The sequence below is a fragment of the Virgibacillus sp. NKC19-16 genome, from assembly GCF_021560035.1.
GTDB lineage: Bacteria > Bacillota > Bacilli > Bacillales > Amphibacillaceae > Virgibacillus_L > Virgibacillus_L salidurans.
Genome location: NZ_CP074373.1, coordinates 39,096 through 63,397 on the forward strand (window position 1 = coordinate 39,096; position 24,302 = coordinate 63,397).

31 protein-coding genes are annotated in these 24,302 nt (G+C 40.3%); 25 read left to right on the forward strand and 6 right to left on the reverse strand.

From position 1 onward, the window contains the following. Positions 1 to 48: 48 nt before the first annotated feature. The 4 genes from dnaX to KFZ58_RS00210 are packed head-to-tail and all read left to right on the forward strand — an operon-like array spanning position 49 to position 2,924. Positions 49 to 1,737: a DNA polymerase III subunit gamma/tau gene (dnaX, locus tag KFZ58_RS00195; protein ID WP_235792896.1), complete on the forward strand. Its 1,689-nt coding sequence runs from the start codon at positions 49 to 51 to the stop codon at positions 1,735 to 1,737. A gap of 36 nt (positions 1,738 to 1,773) precedes the next feature. Then, positions 1,774 to 2,088 (forward strand): YbaB/EbfC family nucleoid-associated protein, encoded by a 315-nt coding sequence (locus tag KFZ58_RS00200; protein WP_235792897.1) that lies wholly within the window; start codon positions 1,774 to 1,776, stop codon positions 2,086 to 2,088. 11 nt (positions 2,089 to 2,099) lie between these two features. Then, entirely contained in the window at positions 2,100 to 2,696 is a 597-nt protein-coding gene (gene recR / locus KFZ58_RS00205) for a recombination mediator RecR (protein ID WP_235792898.1), read from the forward strand. A 15-nt stretch (positions 2,697 to 2,711) separates the two neighbouring features. Beyond that, positions 2,712 to 2,924 carry a YaaL family protein gene (locus KFZ58_RS00210; protein WP_235792899.1) on the forward strand — a complete coding sequence of 71 codons (213 nt, stop codon included), beginning with the start codon at positions 2,712 to 2,714 and terminating at the stop codon, positions 2,922 to 2,924. Positions 2,925 to 3,028: 104 nt separating this feature from the next. Here the strand turns inward: KFZ58_RS00210 and KFZ58_RS00215 are convergent, their stop codons facing one another. After that, positions 3,029 to 3,601 carry a DUF6036 family nucleotidyltransferase gene (locus KFZ58_RS00215; protein WP_235792900.1) on the reverse strand — a complete coding sequence of 191 codons (573 nt, stop codon included), beginning with the start codon at positions 3,599 to 3,601 and terminating at the stop codon, positions 3,029 to 3,031. Further along, positions 3,588 to 3,821, reverse strand: coding sequence for a hypothetical protein (locus KFZ58_RS00220; protein ID WP_235792901.1), 234 nt, complete (start codon positions 3,819 to 3,821; stop codon positions 3,588 to 3,590). Before KFZ58_RS00220 ends, KFZ58_RS00215 begins: the two co-directional genes overlap by 14 nt. A gap of 325 nt (positions 3,822 to 4,146) precedes the next feature. On the opposite strand from KFZ58_RS00220, the gene KFZ58_RS00225 reads away from it, so the two are divergent. From KFZ58_RS00225 to KFZ58_RS00245, 5 genes are all read left to right on the forward strand, one after another. Beyond that, complete coding sequence (locus KFZ58_RS00225; protein ID WP_235792902.1) at positions 4,147 to 4,350, forward strand: hypothetical protein; 204 nt, start codon at positions 4,147 to 4,149, stop codon at positions 4,348 to 4,350. 112 nt (positions 4,351 to 4,462) lie between these two features. Further along, on the forward strand, positions 4,463 to 5,374 hold the full coding sequence (locus tag KFZ58_RS00230) for an ICP22 family protein (protein ID WP_235792903.1): 912 nt from the start codon (positions 4,463 to 4,465) through the stop codon (positions 5,372 to 5,374). 108 nt (positions 5,375 to 5,482) lie between these two features. Further along, positions 5,483 to 5,845 (forward strand): DUF975 family protein, encoded by a 363-nt coding sequence (locus KFZ58_RS00235; protein WP_235792904.1) that lies wholly within the window; start codon positions 5,483 to 5,485, stop codon positions 5,843 to 5,845. A 737-nt stretch (positions 5,846 to 6,582) separates the two neighbouring features. Then, positions 6,583 to 6,846: a pro-sigmaK processing inhibitor BofA family protein gene (locus KFZ58_RS00240; RefSeq protein WP_235792905.1), complete on the forward strand. Its 264-nt coding sequence runs from the start codon at positions 6,583 to 6,585 to the stop codon at positions 6,844 to 6,846. 95 nt (positions 6,847 to 6,941) lie between these two features. Beyond that, entirely contained in the window at positions 6,942 to 7,133 is a 192-nt protein-coding gene (locus tag KFZ58_RS00245; RefSeq protein ID WP_235792906.1) for a sigma factor G inhibitor Gin, read from the forward strand. 65 nt (positions 7,134 to 7,198) lie between these two features. Here the strand turns inward: KFZ58_RS00245 and KFZ58_RS00250 are convergent, their stop codons facing one another. Beyond that, positions 7,199 to 7,714 carry a DUF309 domain-containing protein gene (locus KFZ58_RS00250; protein ID WP_235792907.1) on the reverse strand — a complete coding sequence of 172 codons (516 nt, stop codon included), beginning with the start codon at positions 7,712 to 7,714 and terminating at the stop codon, positions 7,199 to 7,201. 281 nt (positions 7,715 to 7,995) lie between these two features. Here KFZ58_RS00250 and KFZ58_RS00255 point away from each other — a divergent pair, with 281 nt between their 5' ends. From KFZ58_RS00255 to rsmI, 11 genes are all read left to right on the forward strand, one after another. Further along, positions 7,996 to 8,157, forward strand: coding sequence for a hypothetical protein (locus tag KFZ58_RS00255; protein ID WP_235792908.1), 162 nt, complete (start codon positions 7,996 to 7,998; stop codon positions 8,155 to 8,157). A gap of 179 nt (positions 8,158 to 8,336) precedes the next feature. After that, entirely contained in the window at positions 8,337 to 9,743 is a 1,407-nt protein-coding gene (locus KFZ58_RS00260; protein ID WP_235792909.1) for an aminotransferase class I/II-fold pyridoxal phosphate-dependent enzyme, read from the forward strand. Positions 9,744 to 9,764: 21 nt separating this feature from the next. Next, positions 9,765 to 10,400 (forward strand): dTMP kinase, encoded by a 636-nt coding sequence (gene tmk / locus KFZ58_RS00265; protein WP_235792910.1) that lies wholly within the window; start codon positions 9,765 to 9,767, stop codon positions 10,398 to 10,400. Between the two features lie 14 nt (positions 10,401 to 10,414). Further along, the gene (gene darA / locus KFZ58_RS00270) at positions 10,415 to 10,744 is read left to right on the forward strand and encodes a cyclic di-AMP receptor DarA (protein ID WP_235792911.1); all 330 of its coding nucleotides are present in this window, start codon (positions 10,415 to 10,417) and stop codon (positions 10,742 to 10,744) included. Positions 10,745 to 10,768: 24 nt separating this feature from the next. Further along, the gene (locus KFZ58_RS00275; RefSeq protein ID WP_235792912.1) at positions 10,769 to 11,203 is read left to right on the forward strand and encodes a YaaR family protein; all 435 of its coding nucleotides are present in this window, start codon (positions 10,769 to 10,771) and stop codon (positions 11,201 to 11,203) included. A 17-nt stretch (positions 11,204 to 11,220) separates the two neighbouring features. Beyond that, positions 11,221 to 12,210, forward strand: coding sequence for a DNA polymerase III subunit delta' (holB, locus tag KFZ58_RS00280; RefSeq protein ID WP_235792913.1), 990 nt, complete (start codon positions 11,221 to 11,223; stop codon positions 12,208 to 12,210). A gap of 8 nt (positions 12,211 to 12,218) precedes the next feature. Continuing rightward, positions 12,219 to 13,031 (forward strand): PSP1 domain-containing protein, encoded by an 813-nt coding sequence (locus KFZ58_RS00285; RefSeq protein WP_235792914.1) that lies wholly within the window; start codon positions 12,219 to 12,221, stop codon positions 13,029 to 13,031. 27 nt (positions 13,032 to 13,058) lie between these two features. Then, positions 13,059 to 13,412 carry a DNA replication initiation control protein YabA gene (gene yabA / locus KFZ58_RS00290; RefSeq protein ID WP_235792915.1) on the forward strand — a complete coding sequence of 118 codons (354 nt, stop codon included), beginning with the start codon at positions 13,059 to 13,061 and terminating at the stop codon, positions 13,410 to 13,412. A gap of 60 nt (positions 13,413 to 13,472) precedes the next feature. Beyond that, a complete protein-coding gene (locus KFZ58_RS00295; protein WP_235792916.1) occupies positions 13,473 to 14,219 on the forward strand; it encodes a tRNA1(Val) (adenine(37)-N6)-methyltransferase in 747 nt (248 codons plus the stop codon). Beyond that, positions 14,206 to 14,499: a GIY-YIG nuclease family protein gene (locus KFZ58_RS00300; protein WP_235792917.1), complete on the forward strand. Its 294-nt coding sequence runs from the start codon at positions 14,206 to 14,208 to the stop codon at positions 14,497 to 14,499. Before KFZ58_RS00295 ends, KFZ58_RS00300 begins: the two co-directional genes overlap by 14 nt. Continuing rightward, a complete protein-coding gene (rsmI, locus tag KFZ58_RS00305; protein WP_235792918.1) occupies positions 14,477 to 15,358 on the forward strand; it encodes a 16S rRNA (cytidine(1402)-2'-O)-methyltransferase in 882 nt (293 codons plus the stop codon). Before KFZ58_RS00300 ends, rsmI begins: the two co-directional genes overlap by 23 nt. 397 nt (positions 15,359 to 15,755) lie before the next feature. On the opposite strand, the gene KFZ58_RS00310 is transcribed toward rsmI, so the two are convergent. Continuing rightward, the gene (locus tag KFZ58_RS00310; protein WP_235792919.1) at positions 15,756 to 16,169 is read right to left on the reverse strand and encodes a MarR family winged helix-turn-helix transcriptional regulator; all 414 of its coding nucleotides are present in this window, start codon (positions 16,167 to 16,169) and stop codon (positions 15,756 to 15,758) included. A gap of 153 nt (positions 16,170 to 16,322) precedes the next feature. On the opposite strand from KFZ58_RS00310, the gene KFZ58_RS00315 reads away from it, so the two are divergent. Both KFZ58_RS00315 and KFZ58_RS00320 read left to right on the forward strand, forming a co-directional pair. Next, the gene (locus KFZ58_RS00315; protein ID WP_235792920.1) at positions 16,323 to 17,369 is read left to right on the forward strand and encodes an NADH:flavin oxidoreductase/NADH oxidase; all 1,047 of its coding nucleotides are present in this window, start codon (positions 16,323 to 16,325) and stop codon (positions 17,367 to 17,369) included. Positions 17,370 to 17,412: 43 nt separating this feature from the next. Continuing rightward, positions 17,413 to 18,330, forward strand: a complete 918-nt coding sequence (locus KFZ58_RS00320) for an NAD-dependent epimerase/dehydratase family protein (RefSeq protein WP_235792921.1) — start codon at positions 17,413 to 17,415, stop codon at positions 18,328 to 18,330. Between the two features lie 468 nt (positions 18,331 to 18,798). On the opposite strand, the gene KFZ58_RS00325 is transcribed toward KFZ58_RS00320, so the two are convergent. Then, positions 18,799 to 18,966 (reverse strand): hypothetical protein, encoded by a 168-nt coding sequence (locus tag KFZ58_RS00325; protein WP_235792922.1) that lies wholly within the window; start codon positions 18,964 to 18,966, stop codon positions 18,799 to 18,801. A gap of 37 nt (positions 18,967 to 19,003) precedes the next feature. Continuing rightward, a complete protein-coding gene (gene abrB, locus KFZ58_RS00330) occupies positions 19,004 to 19,282 on the reverse strand; it encodes a transition state genes transcriptional regulator AbrB (RefSeq protein ID WP_235794623.1) in 279 nt (92 codons plus the stop codon). A gap of 252 nt (positions 19,283 to 19,534) precedes the next feature. On the opposite strand from abrB, the gene metG reads away from it, so the two are divergent. The 3 genes from metG (at position 19,535) to KFZ58_RS00345 (ending at position 24,209) form a co-directional block, all read left to right on the forward strand. Further along, positions 19,535 to 21,487: a methionine--tRNA ligase gene (gene metG / locus KFZ58_RS00335; protein ID WP_235792923.1), complete on the forward strand. Its 1,953-nt coding sequence runs from the start codon at positions 19,535 to 19,537 to the stop codon at positions 21,485 to 21,487. A 433-nt stretch (positions 21,488 to 21,920) separates the two neighbouring features. Beyond that, positions 21,921 to 22,694, forward strand: coding sequence for a TatD family hydrolase (locus tag KFZ58_RS00340; protein ID WP_235792924.1), 774 nt, complete (start codon positions 21,921 to 21,923; stop codon positions 22,692 to 22,694). 231 nt (positions 22,695 to 22,925) lie between these two features. Further along, on the forward strand, positions 22,926 to 24,209 hold the full coding sequence (locus KFZ58_RS00345) for a resuscitation-promoting factor (RefSeq protein WP_235792925.1): 1,284 nt from the start codon (positions 22,926 to 22,928) through the stop codon (positions 24,207 to 24,209). Positions 24,210 to 24,302 lie beyond the last annotated feature (93 nt).

Sequence of the window (24,302 nt, forward strand, 5' to 3'; positions counted from 1 at the left end):
CTGAAATCAGGTATAATTGGATAGAGATCCTAAAGGGGAAAATATACTATGAGCTATCAAGCGTTATACCGCGTCTGGCGGCCGAGGAACTTTGCTGACGTTGTGGGACAAACACATATAACACGAACCTTGCAGAATGCAATTCTGCAGGAGAAGTTTTCACATGCTTACCTTTTTTCCGGTCCGCGTGGGACAGGGAAGACGAGTGCGGCGAAGATTTTTGCAAAAACAATCAATTGTGAGCGTTCGCCGGTGAAAGAGCCCTGTAATGAATGTGATGCATGCCTGGGCATTCAGGATGGATCGATTTCAGATGTGATTGAAATTGATGCTGCATCCAACACGAGTGTTGAGGATATTCGCGATATACGTGATAATGTAAAATATGCCACGAGCTCTGTTCCATATAAAGTGTATATCATTGATGAAGTGCACATGATCTCGACGAATGCATTTAATGCGCTGTTAAAAACGCTTGAGGAACCACCGAAGCATGTCGTATTTATTTTAGCAACAACGGAACCGCATAAAATTCCACTGACGATTCTTTCCAGATGCCAGCGTTTTGATTTTAAGCCGATTTCCAATCAACCGATTGTTGATCGAATGCACACTATCCTGGAGGCTGAGGATATTTCCGTTTCTCAGGATGCAATGGAAACCGTTGCGTTAACGGCAGAAGGCGGGATGCGTGATGCGTTAAGCATTTTGGATCAAGCTATTTCATATAGTGAAGATACGGTTGAATTAGATGATGTACTAGCGGTTACAGGTGGCGTTTCGCAGGGAATTTTGACAGATATTGTGAAAGCAATGCATGAGAAAGATGTTAAGCACGCGTTAGAGCTCCTGGACAAATTAATTCAAAGCGGAAAAGATCCGGGACGTTTTGTGTATGATCTGATATACTTTATGCGTGATTTATTACTATATAAAAGCGCACGATCCCTGGAAGGGTTACTGGAACGTGCACGAGCAGACGAAAGTTTTAATGCGCTGACTGAATCTGTATCGATTGACTGGATACAAGATGCGATTACGCAATTAAATCAGTGTCAGCAGGAAATTAAATCGACGAATAGCCCGAAAGTGTTTATTGAAATTGCCATCATAACAATTACCAATCGCTATCATGAGCAGGAGACTCAGGCAAGCGATGTTGATTCCGAGGCAGTTACCAATCTTTCGAATAAACTAGCCCAATTAGAAAAAGAACTAACCAAGCTGAAAGAAAACCCTGTTGACAGTCCGCAACCTGTGCAGCGTCGTGAACAGCGAAGGCCACAATCCAAAGGCACGAAGAATGGGTATAAAATACCGTATGAACGCATTCGTGACGTACTAAGGCAAGCTGAAAAGCCTAACTTAAAAAATGTACAGTCCCAATGGGCGAACTTTTTAAGCAAATTAAAAACGGCAAATGCCCCTGCACATGCAACCATTCAGGATAGTAAGCCGGCAGCTGCATCCGATCAGGCGCTTGTGGTGGCTTTTAAATATGAAATCCATTGTTCCCTGTTTTTAGATAATCAGGAGACAATTGAATCTGTACTTGCAAGCGTAATGGATAAAAATGTCACTATTATTCCAATTCCAGAGAAAGATTGGACAACATTACGTACGGAATATATAAACAATCAAGAGAAAAGCGAACCCCAGGAAGAAGATCAAGCTGATCCAATCGTGGAAGAGGCAAGAAAGCTTGTTGGGGATGATCTTTTAGAAATACATGATTAATTATAAAAGCTAATTAACTTAAAGGAGGTATTTTCCATGAAGGGAAATATGAATAACATGATGAAGCAAATGCAAAAAATGCAAAAGCAAATGACAAAAGCACAAGAAGAGCTACATGAACTGAGCTTTGAAGCAACTGCAGGTGGCGGAATGGTTACCGTTACGGCAAACGGAAAAAAAGAAATTACCGATGTTCAAATTAAAGAAGAAGTCGTCGATCCCGATGACGTGGAAATGCTTCAGGACTTGATTCTTGCAGCAACGAATGATGTACTTAAACAAATTGAAGATAAAACAAATGACACAATGGGACAATTCACGAAAGGGCTAAACATGCCGGGAATGTTCTAGGAGGCAACTTGATGTATTATCCAGAACCGATTTCTAAACTGATTGACAGTTTTACAAAATTGCCAGGTATCGGACCGAAAACGGCAGTCCGTCTGGCTTTTTATGTATTAAATATGAAAGATGATGATGTCATGGACTTTGCGAAAAATCTGGTAAATGCAAAGCGGGAGCTAACACATTGTTCTACATGTGGACATATTACCGATCAGGACCCATGCGCCATTTGCCAGGACACGTCACGCGATCAATCGATTATTTGTGTCGTGCAGGATCCTAAAGACGTCATCGCCATGGAGAAAATGAAGGAATTTCATGGAAAATACCATGTCCTTCATGGTGCCATCTCCCCAATGGATGGAATTGGCCCGGAAGACATCAATGTACCTGATTTGATTAATCGCTTAAAAGATGAAGAAGTAGAAGAACTGATCCTAGCTACAAACCCAAACATCGAAGGGGAAGCAACAGCGATGTATATTTCACGCCTTGTTAAACCATCCGGGATTAAGACGACACGAATTGCACATGGCCTCCCGGTTGGCGGCGATTTGGAATATGCGGATGAAGTGACATTATCAAAAGCATTAGAGGGCAGAAGAGACGTATAGGAGTTAGGTGAGCACATGGGGAATATAAAGAAAACAGATGTGGACGGGGAATTATTAGATGCGATTTTTGCATTGGAACGAGAATGGAAGCAAATTGAATCCATTGTAGAACAAAGCATTGAATCTCCATACACAGGCCATCACTTAGAAGCACTGGCACAGGCGAAATATATGTTTTTACTGCGTGAAGCGAGGCATCGGAAGGTTAGTGCGATGCAGCGGGTTTGATTGATAGATTAGTAGAATAGGACGTGTTATAGACAAGGGATGTAGGATTGATGTGCCCTTGTCTTTCCTTTTTACCCAGTATGGCGGTGAGAAGTATAATGATTTTAACCATCCCTTTTTTCATTTAACCACTGATTCACTGTATGGATGGTCTGATCGTTTTGGGCTATATTTTTTAAATAGTTTATGTCTATACGTTCAAAATGAAGTAAAAATAACCTTCTTCCCCATTCACAATCGGATGATGATTTCCAGTGAACACAGGCACGTAATCGATCTAAAATAATATCTTCTAATCCTATTACATAGACATGAAGGCCATCCTTTAATACTAAATCAACAACTCTTTCATTATCTGCATCTTCAAGAATATCGTTTGGGATTTCAACGCTGATCATTAGCTCATCGTGATACCAATGACGCCCTTCAGAAACAAAGCCAAGCAATTTCAAATACTTATCAGCTATATCTCGTTGGCTAAATATGATATCAATATCCAGTGTAGTATATTCATTACGTGTATAGATCTCTACAGCTAAGCCTCCAACAATAATAGGTTTTAGCCCTTCAATTTCGAAAAGGCTTGTTAAAATTGCTGTTGTTTGTACCATTTTTTCGAATTTTTGTTTCCCTTGTAATTGCTCAATTTTGATTTTAGCTTCTTCAATCGAAATCATAAAACCACTTCCGTTTTGAAAGATATTTTATTTTGCCTTCTTGTTCAGCTTTTTTCCAGCGCTCTATACAGAGTTTATCAATAATCTTTTGTTCATCTTTGTCTCGCTCACGCGTTCGAATTAACCTTTCTGAATCGCGATTTCTAATAATGGATCGTTCTACTTCAGGTTTTCGCTTATTTATCCATTGGTTGAGGTCGTTAATATTCACTTTTTTCATTTGATCACCTCAAGGTTAGATTTTTTTATAGTATATCATGTTACTTTAAGTATAACATGTTTACTGTTGAATTAATCATTAATGCACGTTGGGTTCTTCTATTCCAAAAAGGGATGAGTAATTTTATTAAGTTTCAGGTGAAATAGCAGTTACTGTATACATTATGCTACTATTGGAAATGTCGGGAGGGATGATGATGCTATTCGTAAGGCTTCTGATGTGCATAAACATTGGGAGCAATTTAATGATGATGTAATACTTAAAGGGCCTCAATTTGTGCAACGTAATCGTGATGAGTGGGCCGTGTTGAGTAAGGAGCAACTTCATGCTGCATTTAATTCTTTTTATTTTAACGCTAATCTCTTCCATGAAGATGATGGCTCGGTTACATTGTCAATTACTTGGAGGGGTGCTAGTTGCTGCTGCTATAGGATTTTACATTGCATATAGTATTAATACGGCTACTTTTCTATTATCTGCTTTATTTGTCTTTTTCGTATCGAATAAAAAGGTACGGGAGTTGGATTAGTAGATTTTTAAAAATTGGAAGTTTTTCTCTACAAGTTTTTTAAAAGTATTCTTGTTTTCTCACTTTATACTTGCTACTCTTATGAAAGGAAATCTATAAGGGGGGATTAAAATTGGACGGTTGGTTAATAAAAGTTGCTTTCTTCACTGTTTTATCTGCTTACAGTTCTGATGGTTCGAATATAGAATGGAATAATATGGTTAGTTCCATAGTTGATAGAAGCAGTGCTACAGAAACAGAGATCGAAGGAAATGGGGAGAATCAAGAGGAGTCAGAAGACGCGCAGCAAGATGTAGAAGAAGATGCTAAATCCCCGGAGAGCCAGAATGAGTCAGCTGACGAGCCAGAAGAAGCAGCTAAAGATATTGGGGAAGAAACGGCTCAGCAAAAGGCGAATGACGAGAACGAAGCAGAGGTGGAAGACAAACCAGAAGAATCTTCAGCAAACAGTTCGGATGAAGCACAGCAACAGCAGGAGACAGAAGATGAATCGGAGGAGTCCGCTGGTTTTGACTATTATCCCAAAGGGCAGTTTGCGGTTGATGGAGCTCAAGGCGAAACTGTAGAAAATGATACAGGGATCTTCACGATTGAAAAACAAACGACGGACATTCATCCAGTGGAAGTAGGGCCAATACATATTCAATTTGAAAATATAAGCCTTGTAAGTGGTGATGTAACAGAGGAAGCGACAGCTGGTATAGCTGGGGATCAAGTGACATTTATACAAATGGATGCGACACTTCAGAATACAGTTGATGATCCAATGCAATTCTTCTTTGCTTCTACAACGCTTCAACTGAACGCTGCACAGTTAGTAGCGCATGATATGTTTAGTGGAAAATCCAATGGTACTTTTGATACACAGACACCAAGAAATACCACGTTAGTGTATATGTTGGATGATGACAATTTGACTGCGGAGGAAATAAACAATCTGACTGTCCAGATCACGGGTGTTCCGATGAATATGAAAACGGAAGAAACAGTTGGTGCAGGGACTTCATTTGATGTAGCGTTTTAGGATTTAGGGATGAAATTAGGATTTAACAATGAACTAAGGGATATAAGGTATTTTGTCCCTTGGTTATATTCGTATTTATATGATTTTATGGATAAGGGAGGGGGTAATGTGGAAGAAATAAAATTTCTAATTATTTTGGCGGTTTTGCTCCTTTTCCTTCTTTGCGTATGGATATTTTTAGGTTTATCTCAAGCTATGTATATTATTTATGAACGGCCAAAAACTGGGTTGTTCGGGGGCGTATGGCGAAGTTTTCAGTTGACCAAAGGCCATAAATGGTCCCTGGTTGGATTATTCACTCTTTTTCTCCTATGGTTTACAGTCGGCTTTATTGTCGTTATTATTGGCATCATTGTAAGCCTTACTTTTTATCATGTAACCCGGGTGGAATACTTCAAAATGTTGAATAGAAAGTGTGTATGGAAGGATCAGCAAGCGGAATGGCATGAAATGTACCATTCATCCAAGTAAATAGACTTATTACAAAGTCGTATCTGTTAAAACGATGTGGCTTTTCTTATTCCAGCAAACTTTAAAATTGCATCGCATTTTCGCGGTGCTTTTTGTTTACGAAAAATGGTAAAGAAGTTACTGGTAAAAGAACGATCCTTATAGCACTAGATACAACTAAACAAGTATACAAAACCAATTGCAAATTATTTGATTCACTATTGAAATGAGCTCCAACCTTGACAGTCAAACATATTAGGTAATCTATGAATAATTCAGGTTACTATATATTTGGAGGTGTCTTTATTGGTGAATGAAGAGAGAACTATATATACAAGATTACAGGAATATAATCTTTAAACAAAATTAATGTTTGGTCCTGTAATCTTGTTTATTTCGGCTATTTTCAATCTAAGTAATACTATTGTTTGGCTGGATTGTTATTTATATTAATAGTTGCTCAAGCGATTTTAGATTTTAGAATATATAATAAATTTAATAAAGCATCTTTAATTGAAACAATGATATTATCGGTCGGTATGTATATTATTTTGTTCCATTTGCAATAACTTTTAAATATGGTTGGTTTAGCACTAATAAAAATTCTTCCTCGCTATTTAATGTTTAGTAATGCATACTAGGTAAAAGTAGTTTGTTAAATTACCTGGGAGTAGAAATTGCCTCATACTTTCAGTTCTTTTTCCACCTCTCTAATCATATGTACTAATAAGGGGACAAGGAAAAGGGGTTGATTTGCATTGAGTTCTACTGTTGTTATTTCGATTATGATTGCATTAATTGTTTTATTATTGATTATCGGTGCCCCGGTTAAGCCGATGCGTTTTATTGGACAAGGTGCCGTGAAACTGGGTATTGGTATATTGTTTTTGTTTTTCCTGAATGTGTTTGGTGGAGCTATAGGATTGCATATTCCTATTAATCTGTTTACTGTGATTGTATCCGGATTTCTGGGGATATTTGGGCTCGCTTCACTGACTGCGATTCATTTGTTTTTGATTTAAAATGGGTTGGATAAAGAAGAAAATATAAGTTTCAAAGTTTCCTTGTATAAAATCCGTTAGATTGGGAGATACTAATTTATAACGGAGGTGGGGACATGAAACAAATTAATTTCTTTGAGCGTTGTGGTATTTGTGAGGAAGAAAAGGCGAGGGGTATTCATTTGTACACGATGTTTATTTGCAGTGAATGTGAATATAATATGATTCATACCGAGCCCAGGGAAGAGAAATATAACTACTACCTAAGAAAATTAAAAAATGTAAGCAAACCGAAATTATATTCATAAATTAGAAGTCTTTGCACAGCAAGGGCTTTTTTTGTTTGGGAGTGGGCGAGGGCCACCCGTCTTACTTACATATTCTTTCGATACATGGATTCCCGCTTCGAAATAACAGCGTCTCTATTTGGCATGCGATGCTTATTGATCAAGGCCTCATCACTCATGTCGCTTGGATTACCGAATGTGCACCCTCTACCTTGAGAACGTTGATGGCATAGTTCCAGAAGTTCAGCATCAATAATTGGCAGATTCATGCTTTCATAAGGTTTGTTTGCGCGAATAGCTGTCAATTTCTCATCAAACAACTGCAATGTCATTTCCCCATCTAAACCAAAAGCGTGCAGCAATGACTGATCTTTTTCCAGACGTGTTATGGCGTTTTGCATGGCGCGTTCGGCACCTTTAAAATTATCTCGGCGGTGATGGTATTGCGAAACGGCAATGGCGATGAACCCTTTCCAATAAGCCTTTCTTTCTTCAGGCGGTACCTTTTTCCATTCGTCTTCCAAAATTTCATGACACTCGAAATAATCCCGTACGCCCTGAAAATAAACAAGGAAATCGACATAGGCTTCTGGATAACGCATATGCTTCCTCCTTTCCAAATGATCGATCATTCATATTGGCCCATTGTATCATAGCGATGCGGGTGGGACGAGGGACCTGTCTCTACGTCCCTTATCCGCTATACCACGCTCGTACTTTTTGATCAGATGGGAGCCACCATGGTGTTTATTATGACAAACGTTAATCACCCTATTTTATAATGTATGCATTACTGCTAAACTAAAATAAATCGCTTTAGCAATTAGTAAAGAGCCAAACCATCCCTTGCTGAACTGGGTGACTCAATACTGGGAGTGTGTACATGACAATGGTTATACCGGTAATCGTTGTATTTGTTATTTCATTTTTATTGATGTCTGTATGGATTTATAAAAGTGAAAGAAAAGAACATGAAGAAAAAAGGCAAATTTATCCCTTATTAGCTTTACTGCTTTTATACTTGCATTGGCTCCCACTGCAGTAATTGGGCTATTCTTATTTGCATTATTAGGTTCTACTACCATTGCTAATACAGTGTTTTCGTTGATTATAAGCACGAATCAACTCATGGTGTTATCTATTTCTCTGTTTATCTATTTATTATAGAAGAGAAAACAACTAAAAAGAGTTCAATTCTTAATTTCTGAATGGAGAGATACATATATGAATCATCACCACACCCCACTATTCCAAACCCTAAAACAATTTAATAACACGAGCCCAACCTCCTTCCACGTTCCCGGACATAAAAATGGCCTTCTATTCCCTACCTACGCACGGGAATTTTTCGACTCAATTTTAAAGTTGGACATGACAGAGCTCCCTGGTCTGGATGACCTTCACGCTCCAACAGAAGCAATTGCCGAAGCGGAAAACTTGGCAGCGGACTTTTTCCAGGCAGATCATACTTTCTTCCTTGTTGGTGGAAGCACTGCCGGCAACTTGGCGATGATTTTGGCTACATGTAACGGTGGGGATAAGGTGATTGTGCAGCGAAATAGTCATAAATCGGTGATGAACGGGCTGGAGCTAAGTGGTGCAAGACCGGTATTTATAGCGCCGGAATATGACCGGGAAGTTGATCGTTATATCAGTCCAAGCCAAGATACCTTAAGAAAAGCACTTCATGAGCACCCGGATGCAAAAGCGGTAGTGCTTACTTACCCGGACTACTTCGGGAAAACATATGCGATAAAAGAAATGATAGATGCAGTGCATGCATACCATATGCCTGTGCTCGTAGACGAAGCTCATGGGGTTCATTTCTCCGTTGGTGATTCCTTTCCGCCGTCAGCCTTGGACCTGGGGGCAGATGTTGTTGTTCAATCTGCCCATAAAATGGCGCCTGCGATGACGATGGCTTCTTTTTTACATATGAAGTCCAGGCTTCTTTCAAAGGACCGTATCGCACATTACCTGCAGATGATCCAGTCAAGCAGCCCTTCCTATCCATTGATGGCATCACTTGATATTGCGCGTGCGTTTCTAGCAATCATGAAAACAGAAGAAATAGATAACATCATCTATAGCGCTTCAATGGTAAGGGAGATCCTGCAAGCCTCTGATCATTGGAGAATTCTATCTACAGATGACCCACTGAAAATAACGTTACACATGAAAAATGGCATTGCTGCAAAAGATATCGCAGACCTTTTTGAAAAACAAAACATCTATCCGGAGCTTGTTACACATAATCAGATCCTATTTATCCATGGTCTCACACCGTTTCGCAACTTTCATAAACTGAAAAAAGCCGTGCAAAACGTGGGTGATCAATTAAAAAATCAGGATAATCGTGCTACAATAGAGATAACAAAGCTTTTCACGCAAGATATTCAAGAATTGACTTTGGATTATCAGGAAATGAATCAATTAAACGATAAACAATTTTCTTTTCATGAAGCAATTGGACATATAGCAGCAGAAGCGGTAATTCCATATCCGCCGGGAATTCCTGTTATTCTAAAAGGAGAAAAAATCACAGGACCGCATATCGAAATAATAGAAACCCTGGTTGAGCGGGGTGTGAAGATTCAACAAAGGGATCCAGGTATTCGGATATACACGTAAACGACGAAGGAGATAAGACATGTGAGTGGACATTTTATAACATTTGAAGGTGGCGAGGGTGCTGGTAAAACATCGGTTCTCCATTCTTTAAACAGCAAACTACAGGATCTAGGGTACGACGTGCTCGCAACACGTGAACCCGGTGGTATCGAAATCGCAGAACAAATACGAAACATCGTGCTGGATACAAAGGATACAAAGATAGAAGAGCGAACCGAAGCTTTGCTATATGCGGCAGCACGAAGACAGCATCTCGTCGAAAAGGTATTGCCGGCACTGGAGCAGGGCAAAATTGTCCTATGTGATCGTTTTGTTGATAGTAGCCTTGCCTATCAGGGCCATGCGCGTGGACTTGGGATGGATGAAGTTTTTGCCATCAACCAATTTGCCGTACAAGATGCAATGCCTGATTTAACGTTATTTTTTGACATTGACCCCAAAAAGGGATTAGCGCGTATCAAAGCGAATAAAGATAGAGAAAGAAATCGTTTGGATTTGGAAAAATTTCATTTTCATGAAAAGGTATATGAAGCTTATCATATACTCATGAAGCGATTTGCGGATAGGATGCAAATGATCAACGCAGACCAAACGATGGAAGCTGTTGAAAAAGAAGCCATGGATCGTATTCTTTCTTATCTACAAAAAAGTGAGTAAAGGAGGTATGCCACATGAAGCTGATTATTGCAGTTATTCAGGATAAGGATTCCAATCGCCTTGTCGATGCTTTAGGAGAAGAGAAATTCCAAACAACCAAGCTTGCGACAACAGGTGGGTTTTTAAAAGAAGGTAACACAACCCTTATGATCGGGTGTAAGGATGACTATGTCGATGAAGCATTAGAAGTTATTCGCGATAATTGCTCACACCGCGAACAAATGGTTGCACCGATTTCGCCAATGGGCGGCAACGCGGATTCTTATATCCCAAGACCGGTCAAAGTAGAAGTAGGTGGAGCAACTGTGTTCATTCTGCCAATTGAATCGTTTTATCAATTTTAGAGATTTAAAAAGGGGACTGAACGCATGAAAATAAGCCAGGAAATGCAAACACAAACTAAAAAAGAGTATACGCGCCCGCAATCAGCTGATACACAAGCATTTCATAAGCAGCTTCAGTCCCAAACAAAGCATCTAAAGCAGCAGGAATTACAGCAGCTCATGAAGAATATTACAATGCAAGGGGATAAAGTGGCCCGCTTTAGGTCGTTTCGTGACATTACGAAATTCAAGCGTATGGTTAAAGATTTCCTGAAAGAAACGGTATATAATGGGCTTGATTTACAAAAATCGTATGGCTTTAATATGGAAGGACAGAATCGTAAACTAGCAGTTGTTAAGGAAGTAGACGCGAAACTCCTTGAATTAACCGAGGAAATGATGAATCAGGAAAAAAAGACGGTAGACATCCTTGGCCTCATAGGTGAGATTAAGGGACTGCTGATTAATATATATACGTGAGAAATGGAAGGGTACTTATGAAAACATGGTCTGAAGTTGCAGAGGTACAGCCTTTGGCAAGTAAAATCGTTACAAACAGCATAAAAAAAGACCGTATTTCTCATGCGTATTTACTCCAGGGAGCACGTGGTACGGGGAAAGAGGCCATTGCTTTACTACTTGCAAAGGATTTATTTTGCGAGAATAAAACAGGGGTTGAACCCTGCAACATGTGTAATGCATGTAAGCGAATTGCTTCCGGGAACCATCCAGATGTGCATTGGATGGAGCCGGATGGGCAATCGATTAAAATAGAACAGATTAGAGACTTGCAAAAGGAGTTTACTTATTCAGGCCTTGAATCCAATAAAAAAGTGTATGTGATTAAAGGTGCTGATACGTTAACAGCTAATGCCGCAAACCGCATTCTGAAGTTTTTGGAAGAACCAAGCAGACAGACGACGGCGATAATGCTGACTGAAAATAGCCAGTGGATTATACCAACGATCAAATCCCGTTGTCAGGTGATTGATCTCAAGCCGCTAGACCCAGTTTCCTTCCAGCATCGTTTAATAGAAGAAGGGATGACGAAGGGAAATGCTGTTTTAATGAGTGCGTTAACGAATAATTTGGATGATGCGTTTGCCTGGAATGACAATGAGTGGTTTGCCACAGCAAGAAAGTTAGTGGTACAATTGGTAAGAGTCTATACAAATAATCCTGAAGATGTATTTCTGTTTATTCATAATCATTGGGTGAACCATTTCAAGGAAAGAAATGAACAGGAGCAAGGATTGGATTTATTACTTCTGGCATTTAAGGATATTCTTTATTACCATATTGGAAATGAAGATTCCATGGTTTTTTTCGCACCGCAAAATGAAATGCTGGAAAAGGCAGCAATGACTTTTTCACAAGAGAAACTGGTAACGGTTTTGAATGCGATTTTGCAGGCGAAAAGAAACTTGAAGCAGAATGTTCATCCGACATTAGTGATTGAACAGCTTACACTTCATATACAGAGGTGATATATCGCATGATTGATGTGATTGGCGTCCGTTTTAAAAAAGCGGGTAAAATATATTATTTTGATCCAGGTACAGAGGCCCTTTCTGCAAGCGACTATGTTGTTGTGGAGACCATTCGCGGCATCGAGTTTGGAAAAGTTGTTATCAGCCATAAACAAGTCGATGAGGAAGATGTTGTCCTTCCCTTAAAGAAAGTGATTCGCAAGGCGGATGAGAAAGATAAGCATACGGTTGTGGAAAATCAGGAGAATGCAGATAAAGCCTTCAAAACCGGATCAGAGAAAATTAAAGAACATAATCTGGATATGAATCTAGTAGAGGCAGAATATACATTTGATCGTAATAAAATTATTTTCTATTTCACAGCGGACGGGAGAGTTGATTTCCGTAATCTGGTAAAAGATCTGGCTGCCATGTTCAAAACACGTATCGAGCTAAGGCAAATTGGTGTTCGCGATGAGGCGAAAATGCTAGGCGGAATTGGCCCATGTGGTAGAATGCTTTGTTGTTCCACGTTCTTGGGAGATTTTGAACCTGTATCTATTAAAATGGCAAAAGACCAAAACCTTTCCCTGAATCCGGCAAAAATCTCCGGGTTATGTGGTCGCTTGATGTGCTGCTTGAAATACGAAAATGATGAATATGAAACAGCGAAGCGTGAATTACCGGATATTGGCCAGGCTATTAAGACGCCATTCGGTAATGGAAAAGTAGCAGGGCTAAACATCCTTGAACGACTCGTCCAAGTCGATATCCCAGAAAAAGAACGCCAAGTTGAGTATACATTAGATGAGCTAATCGATGAAGGCATTTTAGCTTAGGGCCACAGAATAACGGAGTGATGAGGCGTGAATAACAGACAAATATTTGATCAAGTTTCGGATATGGAACAGAGAATTGGGGAATTATATGAGCAACTTGGTGATTTGAAGGGACAATTGAGTAATTTGTTGGAAGAAAATCATCGCCTTGCTATGGAAAACCATAATTTGCGAAAACATTTGGATCATCCTGAGGAAGATGATGAAGCAAGAGAAGGATCCAATGAAAAGAGCCCTTCTAAGACAATTCCTGGTGAAGGCTATGATAATCTAGCCAGGTTGTATGAAGAAGGCTTTCATATCTGTAATCTGGAATTCGGTAGTCCAAGGCAAAATGCGGATTGCATATTCTGTCTTGATTTATTTAATAGAACCAAATAACATATATTATAGCTGCCCTAGGATCCGGGGCAGCTTTTCTTGCATAGAAAGGGTTAGACAATGGTACAGCTATATGATGACGAACGACTTGATTATGCATTAGCAGATGAAAGCATGAAGATTATTCAAAGCCCAACAGCATTCTCCTTTTCGCTTGATGCGGTATTGCTTGCACATTTTGCCTATGTACCGATAAAACGAGGAAGGATTTTGGATTTATGTACCGGAAACGGTATTATTCCACTGTTGCTGGCGAAGCGGACAAACGCTCACATAACGGGTGTCGAAATTCAAGAACGTATTTTTAGTATGGCGAAGAGAAATGTAAGCATGAATGAGCTAAACGGACAATTAGAAATGATCCACGGGGATTTAAAGGAAATGCAGACGGTTTTAGGACAGAGTAGTTTTGATGTGGTGACATGCAATCCGCCCTATTTTCGTACACCAAACGATACGGAGCTTAATCATAATGAATATTTGACAATCGCCAGACATGAGGTTTTCGCTACCCTGGAAGATGTTGTGAAAGCTTGTAAATTACATGTTCGACCCGGCGGGAAGGTTGCGATGGTGCACCGTCCGGGGAGATTGGTTGATATTATTACGCTTTTTCGGAAATATAAACTGGAGCCAAAACGCTTGCAGTTTATTTATCCCAAGGAAGGCAAAGATGCTAACATGTTATTAGTGGAAGGCATTCGTGATGGGAAAGCAGATTTAAAAATTTTACCTCCGCTCTATATTTACAAGGCGGATGGAACCTATACAGAAGAGGCAGAGGGTATTATCTATGACAGAACATGAACATACGGTTTATATACTTAAATGTGGCGATAATTCGTTATATACGGGGTATACGAATGATTTAGAGAACCGCTTGAACAAGCACAAAGAAGGAAATGGTGCAAAGTATACCCGTGGACGAGGGCCTTTTCAGGTTGTCTTTGTGGAGAAATTTTCAAGCAAAGAAGAAGCAATGCAGAGGGAATACCAGATCAAACAACTTTCCCGAAACGAGAAATTTAAGTTAATTCGGGACAGGCTGAAAGAAGTGATGCAGAGTGAACATACAGAAAAGCTTTGACGATGAGATGAATGGCGTGATATATGTTGTTCCAACACCGATCGGGAATTTGGAGGATATTACGTATCGCTCCTTAAAAATATTGGGATCTGTATCGATTATTGCTGCAGAGGATACGAGAAACACGAAAAACCTGCTCAATCATTTTGACATCGCGACACCCTTGATCAGCTATCATGAGCATAATAAGCTGGCGCGTGAGGGGCAGTTATTGGAGAGAGTCGAAAACGGCGAATCAATTGCTATTGTCAGTGATGCGGGCATGCCGGCAATCTCTGATCCGGGCTATGAGTTGGTGCAAGCTGCTACCAGCAGGGATCAGTCTGTTGTTGTCTTGCCGGGGGCGAATGCAGCCTTATGTGCGTTAGTTGGATCCGGACTGCCGCCTGCGGAGTTTTACTTTTACGGTTTTTTGCCACGAAAAAAGAAGGACAAAATAGAAGCATTACATCGGTTGAAAGCAACTCAGGCGACGTTGCTGTTTTACGAATCACCTTATCGCCTGAAGGATACGTTAAATGTAATGAATGAGCAGCTTGGTAATCGTCAAGTTGTGATTGCGCGTGAATTGACGAAACGGTTTGAAGAATATGTTCGTGGATCAATGGAAGAACTTATTTCCTGGGCTCAAGAAAACGAGCTCAAAGGTGAATTTTGCGTCGTTGTTGAAGGGGCTCCTTCTTCTGATCTGGAAGAGCAAGGTAATGCGCTGTGGTGGAGCCATTTGTCGGTGATTGAACATGTGAATTACTATATGGAAGAGCGTAATTTATCCAGTAAAGAGGCGATTAAGCAAGCTTCGGTGGATAGGAAGTTGCTGAAACGGGATGTTTATCGGGCTTATCATGTCGGGACATAGGGATAGGTTCCTTGTCCCGGTAAGATCTGGTCTGTGCGCGGAACAAACTCCTGTGAACGCGGAATGAATCATCATGATCGCGGAACGAACACCTGCGAACGCGGGACGAACCATCATGAGCGTGGAACGAATGCTTGCGAACGCGGGACGAGGCAATAGTCACCCCGGTAAATACGGAGATCCAAGTATCCATTTAATTCCTTGACGCAAATTGTCGGTTGTTTAATTTTTATAGGATATCAACGTTGGTCTAAATGAAGTTTAACAAAAGGGATTTATAAAAGCCCAATTCAGCAAAATGGTCAGTATCTGCTTTTGGGAAAAGTTTATTATTTTCTACTTGTGTTCTTTCGCTAAAGTGCCCGTTTCTGAATAGTCTTTTTCCGTTGGAGTCTTTCTAATCAAATAACTCCTTAATCCTATTAATGTCTTTTTCGCTTAACTGTTTACTCAGCGTGCTATTAAGCAACGACAACATTTCCTCTGCTAGTCGTTCCCCTTCTTCTGAAAGTAAAACATCAATAGAGCGTTTATCTTCCTCATCGGTCTTACGCTCGACCAATGACTCTCCCCGATATTTTTCCATCCTTGATACTAATCGAGACAATGCGCTATGACTCAGACCGACCTTTGGGAGCAGATCTGATAGACGCATTTTCTTTTCGTCGGTTTGTGCAAGGAAGTATAATAAATAAAATTCATTAATACCTAATTGAAATTGATGGTGTAACGAATAGTCCATAGCTTTCAATAGGCGATCATGATATTTTGTAAGGTTAATCCAGTTTGTAAACAATTCATTATCGTTCATATTTATAACCCTTTCTGTTTCGATGTATTGACACAATTATAGCATACCGTTTAATATATGTATGTGCAAGCAAATAAATAAGCGTTTAAGTGCATACAGTATCCTTGATTTATTTTATATGCATGCGCAAGCAAATAGTAAGGAGGTATTACAATGAATAATTTACTCACCCCCTATTCCATCAAAAATTTAGAGTTAAAAAACCGCATCGTCATGTCACCGATGTGCCAGTATTCCGTTGACAAAGAAGATGGTGCTCCAAACAATTGGCATTTCGTACATTACGTTTCTAGAGCTGTCGGTGGAACAGGGTTAATTATCATGGAAATGACGAGTGTAACACCCGAGGGCCGAATTACTAATGGTGGCCTAGGTCTTTGGTCAGACCATCAAATTCCAGAATACCAACGAATCATCAGTGAGATTCACAAACACGGCGCTAAGGTCGGTATTCAAATTGCACATGCTGGACGCAAAGCTGAAGATGCCACCCAGCCTGTTGGTGCTTCCGACATTCCTGTAGAGGTTCTGCCGGAAGAAACGATGAATGGTGAACTTAAATCCCCAAGAACTTTAACTACACGAGAAGTTCAAGAAACCGTTCAACAGTTTAAAGAAGCTACGGAACGAGCTGTTAAAGCAGGGTTTGACACGATTGAGTTACATGGTGCTCACGGTTATCTATTGCATCAATTTATGTCACCAAGCATCAACAACCGCGCCGATGAATATGGAAAAGACTTAGCGCTTTTTGGAGAAGAAGTGGTTAGAGCAGTTAAAAGTGCCATGCCTAAAACGATGCCTCTCATTATGCGGATGTCTGCCATTGAATACGTGGACGATGGCTATGATTTATCGCATTCGATAAAAATGGCTAACCGTTTTAAAGAAGCAGGTGTGGATCTTTTCCATGTATCCAGTGGTGGTGAAGGCCCTCCAGGAAAAAGCAAGCCAAAAAATACCCCGGGGTATCAAGTTCCTTTTGCACGTGAATTTAAAAAGCAACTAGGTCTTCCGGTTATTGCAGTTGGGAAATTAAGTGACCCTGCCCTTGCAGAAGCAACGATCTCTAATGGAGATGCTGAACTTGTGGCTATCGCACGAGGCATGCTCAATGATCCTTACTGGGGATTACACGCAGAAAAGGCATTGTCTCGTAAGGTAAATCCTCCTTTTCAATACGCAAGGGGGATACGGTAAAAAAGGTGGGTAACTATATAATTAAAAATAGAGGGCTTGTAAAATGATAGGTAACAAAGTGTTTATAACTGGGGCTACAGGATATATTGGTGGATCAATTGCTGTAAAATTAATGGATTTAGGTTATCAAGTAACAGGGTTAGTCAGATCAATGGATGGTGCAAAAAAATTAAAAGAGATAGGGATCATTCCACACCATGGCGACTTATATGATTATGAACCATTAATGTCTGCAGTTAAACAGGCTGATATTGTTATTAATGCTGCGGATGCAGAGAACTCTTATGCAGTAGCTACTATTCTTACGGCCTTAGAAGGTACTGGGAAAACATTTGTTCACATTAGTGGTTCAAGCATCGTTAGTGATAAGGCAGCTGGCGAATATAGTCCCCAGGTTTATCATGAAGAAACAATTGATCCTTCTCCTGAAAAAATAGCCTGGTTTTCCCTTAATCAGATGATAGTTAAAGCTGCAAATAGGAGTATTCGTACGATTGTCATTTGCCCTACCCTAATTTATGGAGAAGGAAGAGGAATAAAAAGGGACAGCAATCAGGTACCTGGAATGATTCGTGTTGCCCTGGAAAGGGGAGCAGCCCATCATGTTGGAAAAGGTAAAAATGTATGGTCCACTGTTCATATTGATGACCTTGTAGACCTTTTTCCATTAGCATTGGAAAATGCCCCCTCAGGGTCGCTTTTCTTCGCTGGAAATGGTGAGGTATCCTTTAAAAAGATCGCCGAAAAGATAAACGAAACTTTTGAATTAGGAACACAAACAAAAAGCATGACCATAGACGATGCTATCGGCGAATGGGGAGCAGAGGGAGGACATTACGCTTTTAGTTCCAATAGCAGGATAAGTGCTGAAAAAGCTAGGATAATGCTTGGATGGAAGCCAAAAGGTAAACCAGTATTAGAGGACATAGCGAACGGCTATTACAAAAGAATAATTGAGTGACCTAAGTAAGCTTAATTATTTATTTCATTAATAATGCTTTTGTTTGCAATCAATTTCTGCCGTAATACAGTCAATGAATTAAAAGAAGTAGCTTCTTATATCACAATAGATTGTGATCAAAACGGTAGCTTATAAGGCTTACAACATTTTGGTTTATTAGTATAACTGCATAACTAACCAACTTTTTGTTAATTTTTTGAACAAACTGTGAGTCGCATTCAATCAAAAATGCGGCTTTCCACTTTTAAAGATTATTACTGGCACGTGAGTTCTCTTAGTTTGTCCACAGTGGATAGTAATTATGGGAAAGGAAATGTTAAAGATTAATATATTTTTTACCCGGTGATACGTTCCTGATGGAGGCAAAAAGCTAAAGTCAATCAACCAATACTTCAAACATCGAAATCTTTAACATGAACTTTCGAGATCTGCACCATAATTCGGCCATCCTTCCTGAATTTCTTAACCTTATTCTACTGTTAGATTTAAAGGTTGTTCAAAACTGTTGTTTTCCATATATTTAGCAAAAAATGCACCTTTTACCCCCGAAGCAGTTCCCGTCACACTGCATCCTGCATCTTCAATTGTCCCAGAGAATGTTGATGAAATGTGTCTGCGTGCAAAAAAAGCTGACACATGACTACAATCACACGTCAGCCCCCTCTCTATTATATCACCTACTCAACCGCGACTGAATTTCCTCAATTAACTCCTCTGCTCCTTCTGGGCTGAGTACAAGGTTTCCATTTGCAAATGATAAGTTATCATCAGACGTTTGGCCGGTAATTTGGCATGTCATACTTGGTTTGTATTTTTTGAAAACAATATTTTCATTATCGACATAAATCTCCATTGCATCTTTCTCGTGAATGTCAAGTGTGCGGCGTAGTTCAATTGGTATGACAACACGTCCAAGTTCATCGACTTTTCGTACAATTCCAGTAGATTTCATGCTTTTTCTCCCCTCTGAAGGTTGGAAAAAATGCTGATCGGTAAAAATACCGCATGCATCCGCTTCCATTAAATGTAATTGTTAAAAAAATCCTCATATTTCGACATTGTCAACAGGATACCAATAATTCCTTTTTGTGTCAATTCCTTTTTATAGGAAATTTTGCGCAGGATTTGGCAAATGGCGATTAAATCGCTACAATGGAAATAGTTTTAAATATTAATTGGTAGCCGAGTTAAGGAGGTAACACGAATGCCCAAAAATGAGAAAACATTCTACATAACAACACCGATTTATTATCCGAGTGGAAATTTGCATATTGGACATGCATATTCAACCGTTGCAGGTGACGCGATTGCGAGATATAAACGTATGCGTGGCTATGATGTCATGTACTTGACCGGGACCGATGAACATGGCCAGAAAATTCAACGGAAAGCTGAAGAAAACGACATGGAGCCGCAAGTTTATGTAGACGGGATTGTCAGTGGTATTCAGGATCTGTGGGAAAAACTTAAAATATCAAATGATGATTTTATACGTACAACCGAGGAACGCCATAAAAAGGTAGTTCAAAAGATCTTTGATCAGCTCGTGAAGCAAGGCGATATTTATCTTGATGAATACGAAGGCTGGTATTGTACATCAGATGAGGCCTTTTTTACAGAGCGTCAGTTGGAGGACGGACATTGCCCGGATTGCGGGAAGCCTGTTGAAAAGGTAAAAGAAGAATCCTATTTCTTTAGAATGAGTAAATATGTAGACAGACTTGTTCAGTTTTATGACGATAACCCTGGTTTTATTCAACCGGAAAGCCGCAAAAACGAAATGCTGAATAATTTTATAAAGCCTGGTCTGGAGGACTTGGCTGTATCTCGTACAACGTTTGACTGGGGAATTAAAGTCCCAGGGGATCCGAAGCACGTTATTTATGTGTGGATCGATGCGCTAAGTAATTATATTACAGCACTTGGGTATGGTACCGACAATCCGAAGAAATTCGAAAAATATTGGCCGGCCGACGTGCATTTAATGAGTAAGGAAATTGTTCGTTTCCATACGATTTATTGGCCAATTATGCTCATGGCACTTGATTTGCCATTACCGAAAAAGGTATTCGCACATGGATGGATTCTGATGAAGGACGGTAAAATGTCTAAATCAAAAGGAAATGTCGTTGACCCGGTTAAGCTCACAGATCGTTATGGTCTAGATGCGTTGCGCTACTACTTACTCCGAGAAGTTCCATTCGGATCAGATGGAGTATTTACCCCGGAAGGATTCGTTGAGCGTACCAATTATGACTTGGCAAATGACCTTGGGAATTTGTTAAATCGAACGGTAGCCATGATTGAAAAATATTTTGATGGGGAAATACCTGCATATCGCCCTTCCGAGGCAGCGGTGGACGAGGAGTTAGAGCAATTTTCCAAAGAAACGATTGAAAAAGTGGAAGACGCGCTTGAAAACATGCAATTCTCTGTTGCGCTATCATCGCTCTGGCAATTCATCAGCCGTACAAATAAATATATTGATGAAACGCATCCTTGGGTTCTAGCAAAAGATAAAGGTCAAAAAGAGCGTCTCGGAAACGTGATGGCCCATCTTGCTGAATCCTTGCGCAAAGCTTCTGTTATGCTTCAGCCATTTTTAACAGAAGCACCTGCAGAGATATTCAGGCAATTGAATGTTACTGATGATTCGCTAAAAGAATGGGATAGTGTGTATGCAGACGGGCAAATTAAAGTAGGAACCCGCGTCCAAAAAGGTGACCCTATTTTCCCGCGACTGGATGTGGAAAAGGAAGTTGAAACCATTAAAGCAATGATGCAAAACACGTCAGAGGAACCTGCTAAGAAAGAGGTACCTGAGCAAAAAGAACAAATTGCCTTTGATGATTTCATGAAGCTGGATATGCGTGTAGCGGAAGTCATTCAAGCCGAAAAAATGAAAAAGGCTGACAAGTTGCTGCAATTGCAGCTTGATATCGGAACAGAGAAGCGCCAAGTCATTTCTGGGATCGCAGAACATTACAAACCTGAAGACTTAGTTGGTAAAAAGGTCATCTGTGTAACCAATTTAAAACCTGTAAAACTACGCGGCAAACTATCTGAAGGAATGGTTCTCAGCGGCGAAGATGAGTCCGGGAAACTCGCACTAGCCTCTGTTGAGCAAACGCTTGCGAATGGCTCTGTTGTGAAGTAAGGTTTTTAGTAAGTTGCTTTTGACACAAAAGATATAAAAGACGACATATCTTGATATACTTGTTAATCCACCGCTCCGGAAATACACTTCGCGCACCTTAGGGCTGCTGATGAGCCTCCTCGTGCTGGCGCGCGGGGCCTCACCGTAGCCTTTAGCTCCCGCAGGAGTCTCCGTGTATTTCCTCCGCTGGAATTCCGGTTATTGCCGATATTGTAATAATCGAACCACCTTACCAGTCCGAGTGAGTGGAGGGCAGTCGACTCCTGCGGAAAGCGACTGCCTGGAACGATCCTGGACGGCGGCGAGTATTGCACATTACATCGTCTTTTATATCAACTGCGAAGATTTAACAGCAGTAATACTGACGGAAAAGAATCTCTAAGAAAAGGTCACCTCAAGGGTCGGCCTTTTCCTCTTATAAGGAAGTGATGAAATGCTTTTTGATACACATGTACATTTAAATGCGAGGCAATTTTTCGAAGACCGCGATGCGACGATTCAGCGTGCATTTGACGTAGGTGTCAGCTATATGGTAGTCGTTGGTTTTGACAGGGAAACGATTCCCTTAGCCATAGAAATCGCTGAGACTAATGAGACGATTTATGCGGCTGTCGGTTGGCACCCGGTTGATGCGGTGGATATGACAGATGAGGATCTGGATTGGATTGAAGAACTGTCCGCGCATCCGAAAGTAGTTGCAATCGGTGAAATGGGATTAGATTATCATTGGGACAAATCGCCGAAAGACATACAAAAAGAAGTGTTCCGCAAGCAAATCCGTCTTGCCAAAAAAGTGAACATGCCGATTACGATTCATAACCGGGAGGCAACCACAGATATCATCGAAATCCTACAAGAAGAAAATGCCAAGGAAGTAGGCGGTATCATGCATTGCTACAATGATTCGGTGGACTACGTACAGGCATGTCTGGATATGAATTTCTATATTTCACTTGGTGGCCCGGTAACCTTTAAAAATGCAACAATGCCAAAGGAAGTTGCCGTCCAAGTCCCGCTGGATCGATTGCTTGTGGAAACGGACGCGCCATTCCTAGCACCACATCCGAATCGGGGTAAGCGGAACGAACCCGCATATGTGAAACTGGTAGCAGAAAAAATTGCAGAATTAAGGGAAATGACATTCGAGGAAATTAGTGACATTACGACAAAAAATGCATTTTCGCTGTTTGAAATTGAGCGATCTTGATCTGAAATTTTTATGTAAAAATAATGGCATAAACTGGAGACTGGCTGTCGACGGCCAGTCTTATTTTTATTTTAAAAAAGGTGTAAAATCCTCCTATGCCAACAGTTTAACCTTTCGTCTATTTGCGGCTGATCGATTGTAACTTGATTGTAAACAAATCGTAATCCAAATAGCTTTGACTTTACATATAACTGTTTATATAATCGAATACGATATAAGGGAGGCAGAAGCATGCGAATATTTCAAAAGCTAATGCCGGCGTCGAAAATGAAGCTGGTTGTTTCAAGTATTGGTGTTTTAGCACTTATTGTATTTTCAGGATATTTACTATTTGAGGGCACGAAAGCAGAAGTAGTAATTGTAGAAAATGATGAAAAACAAACGGTGAAAACGCACACCAATACAGTTGAGGAACTGCTTCAGGAAGCTGGGATTACTGTTGGGGAGCATGACGCATTATCGCATAACAGGGATGCAAAGCTCGAAAACGGGATGGAAATCACGTACGATACTGCAAAACAAATCATCGTAACAGTTGATGGTGATGAGCAGGAATATTATACGACTGCAGATACAATTGAAGAATTTTTAGCAGAACATAATCTTTCATTTGCAGCCCGTGATGATATTTCACATGACAATACAGAAGCAATCAAAGATGGACTACATATAGAAGTGAATCAGGCATTTCAGGTAACAATCAATGATGGCGGAGAAGAGAAAAAAGCTTGGACGACAGGTGGTACAATTGAAGACTTACTAACAGATGCAGATGTTGACTATGATGCGGATAGTGATGATGAAATCAAACCAGGACTAGGGGAAGATGTAACGGAAGACACGGCTGTTAACATTGTGCGCGTGGAAAAGGAAAAAGAGGAATTAACAGAGTCAATCGCTTTTGACACAGAAACAAAGGAAGATAGCTCGCTTGCTAAAGGGGAAGAACGAGTTGTTACCCAAGGCGAGGAAGGCAAAGTTAAAAAGATTTATGAAGTAGTAATGGAAAATGGTGAGGAAATCGACCGTGAGTTAGTTAGTGAAGAAGTAATAGAAGAAAGCGAGAATCGTGTATTAGCAGTGGGTACAAAAGAACAGACGCCTGATCTGGAACCTGAGCCAGTGCAAGGAGAAGCAAATATTGTTACGTTATCAAATACCAGTTCTGAACCAGAGCCAGAACCAGAGCCGGAAAACGAACCCGCATCGAATAGTAATTCAGGTGGAAAATCAATTCAGATGAGCGCAAGTGCATATACGGCAAGCTGCAGCGGCTGTTCAGGATATACGACCACAGGGGTTAATTTGAATGCAAACCCGAATAAAAAAGTGATCGCTGTGGATCCTGGTGTTATCCCATTAGGCACTAAAGTATGGGTAGAAGGCTACGGGGAAGCTGTTGCGAGTGATACGGGAGGACATATTACCGGTAATCGGGTTGATGTCCATGTTCCATCGCAAGACGCCGCCTATGACTGGGGAAGGAAAACAGTTGAAGTGAAGATTCTTGATTAATTGTTAAAATGTAGGATAAATGCTCGTGCCATGCTATTATGGTAGGAGCATTATTTTTTAGGAAGAAAAAAAGTAAGAAAGCAAGAGACGCTT

Bases quoted from the DNA above. Each gene is read 5' to 3' on its own strand.
- KFZ58_RS00295 (WP_235792916.1), top strand. From the start codon at position 13,473: ATGGTACAGCTATATGATGACGAACGACTTGATTATGCATTAGCAGAT.
- KFZ58_RS00275 (WP_235792912.1), top strand. From the start codon at position 10,769: ATGAAAATAAGCCAGGAAATGCAAACACAAACTAAAAAAGAGTATACG.
- KFZ58_RS00250 (WP_235792907.1), bottom strand. From the start codon at position 7,714: ATGCGTTATCCAGAAGCCTATGTCGATTTCCTTGTTTATTTTCAGGGC.
- KFZ58_RS00200 (WP_235792897.1), top strand. From the start codon at position 1,774: ATGAAGGGAAATATGAATAACATGATGAAGCAAATGCAAAAAATGCAA.
- KFZ58_RS00225 (WP_235792902.1), top strand. From the start codon at position 4,147: ATGCTGCATTTAATTCTTTTTATTTTAACGCTAATCTCTTCCATGAAG.
- KFZ58_RS00245 (WP_235792906.1), top strand. From the start codon at position 6,942: ATGAAACAAATTAATTTCTTTGAGCGTTGTGGTATTTGTGAGGAAGAA.
- KFZ58_RS00320 (WP_235792921.1), top strand. From the start codon at position 17,413: ATGATAGGTAACAAAGTGTTTATAACTGGGGCTACAGGATATATTGGT.
- KFZ58_RS00215 (WP_235792900.1), bottom strand. From the start codon at position 3,601: ATGATTTCGATTGAAGAAGCTAAAATCAAAATTGAGCAATTACAAGGG.
- KFZ58_RS00340 (WP_235792924.1), top strand. From the start codon at position 21,921: ATGCTTTTTGATACACATGTACATTTAAATGCGAGGCAATTTTTCGAA.
- KFZ58_RS00255 (WP_235792908.1), top strand. From the start codon at position 7,996: ATGACAATGGTTATACCGGTAATCGTTGTATTTGTTATTTCATTTTTA.
- darA (WP_235792911.1), top strand. From the start codon at position 10,415: ATGAAGCTGATTATTGCAGTTATTCAGGATAAGGATTCCAATCGCCTT.
- KFZ58_RS00310 (WP_235792919.1), bottom strand. From the start codon at position 16,169: ATGAACGATAATGAATTGTTTACAAACTGGATTAACCTTACAAAATAT.
- abrB (WP_235794623.1), bottom strand. From the start codon at position 19,282: ATGAAATCTACTGGAATTGTACGAAAAGTCGATGAACTTGGACGTGTT.
- KFZ58_RS00260 (WP_235792909.1), top strand. From the start codon at position 8,337: ATGAATCATCACCACACCCCACTATTCCAAACCCTAAAACAATTTAAT.
- holB (WP_235792913.1), top strand. From the start codon at position 11,221: ATGAAAACATGGTCTGAAGTTGCAGAGGTACAGCCTTTGGCAAGTAAA.
- metG (WP_235792923.1), top strand. From the start codon at position 19,535: ATGCCCAAAAATGAGAAAACATTCTACATAACAACACCGATTTATTAT.
- recR (WP_235792898.1), top strand. From the start codon at position 2,100: ATGTATTATCCAGAACCGATTTCTAAACTGATTGACAGTTTTACAAAA.
- KFZ58_RS00285 (WP_235792914.1), top strand. From the start codon at position 12,219: ATGATTGATGTGATTGGCGTCCGTTTTAAAAAAGCGGGTAAAATATAT.
- dnaX (WP_235792896.1), top strand. From the start codon at position 49: ATGAGCTATCAAGCGTTATACCGCGTCTGGCGGCCGAGGAACTTTGCT.
- KFZ58_RS00315 (WP_235792920.1), top strand. From the start codon at position 16,323: ATGAATAATTTACTCACCCCCTATTCCATCAAAAATTTAGAGTTAAAA.
- KFZ58_RS00210 (WP_235792899.1), top strand. From the start codon at position 2,712: ATGGGGAATATAAAGAAAACAGATGTGGACGGGGAATTATTAGATGCG.
- KFZ58_RS00220 (WP_235792901.1), bottom strand. From the start codon at position 3,821: ATGAAAAAAGTGAATATTAACGACCTCAACCAATGGATAAATAAGCGA.
- KFZ58_RS00300 (WP_235792917.1), top strand. From the start codon at position 14,206: ATGACAGAACATGAACATACGGTTTATATACTTAAATGTGGCGATAAT.
- KFZ58_RS00345 (WP_235792925.1), top strand. From the start codon at position 22,926: ATGCGAATATTTCAAAAGCTAATGCCGGCGTCGAAAATGAAGCTGGTT.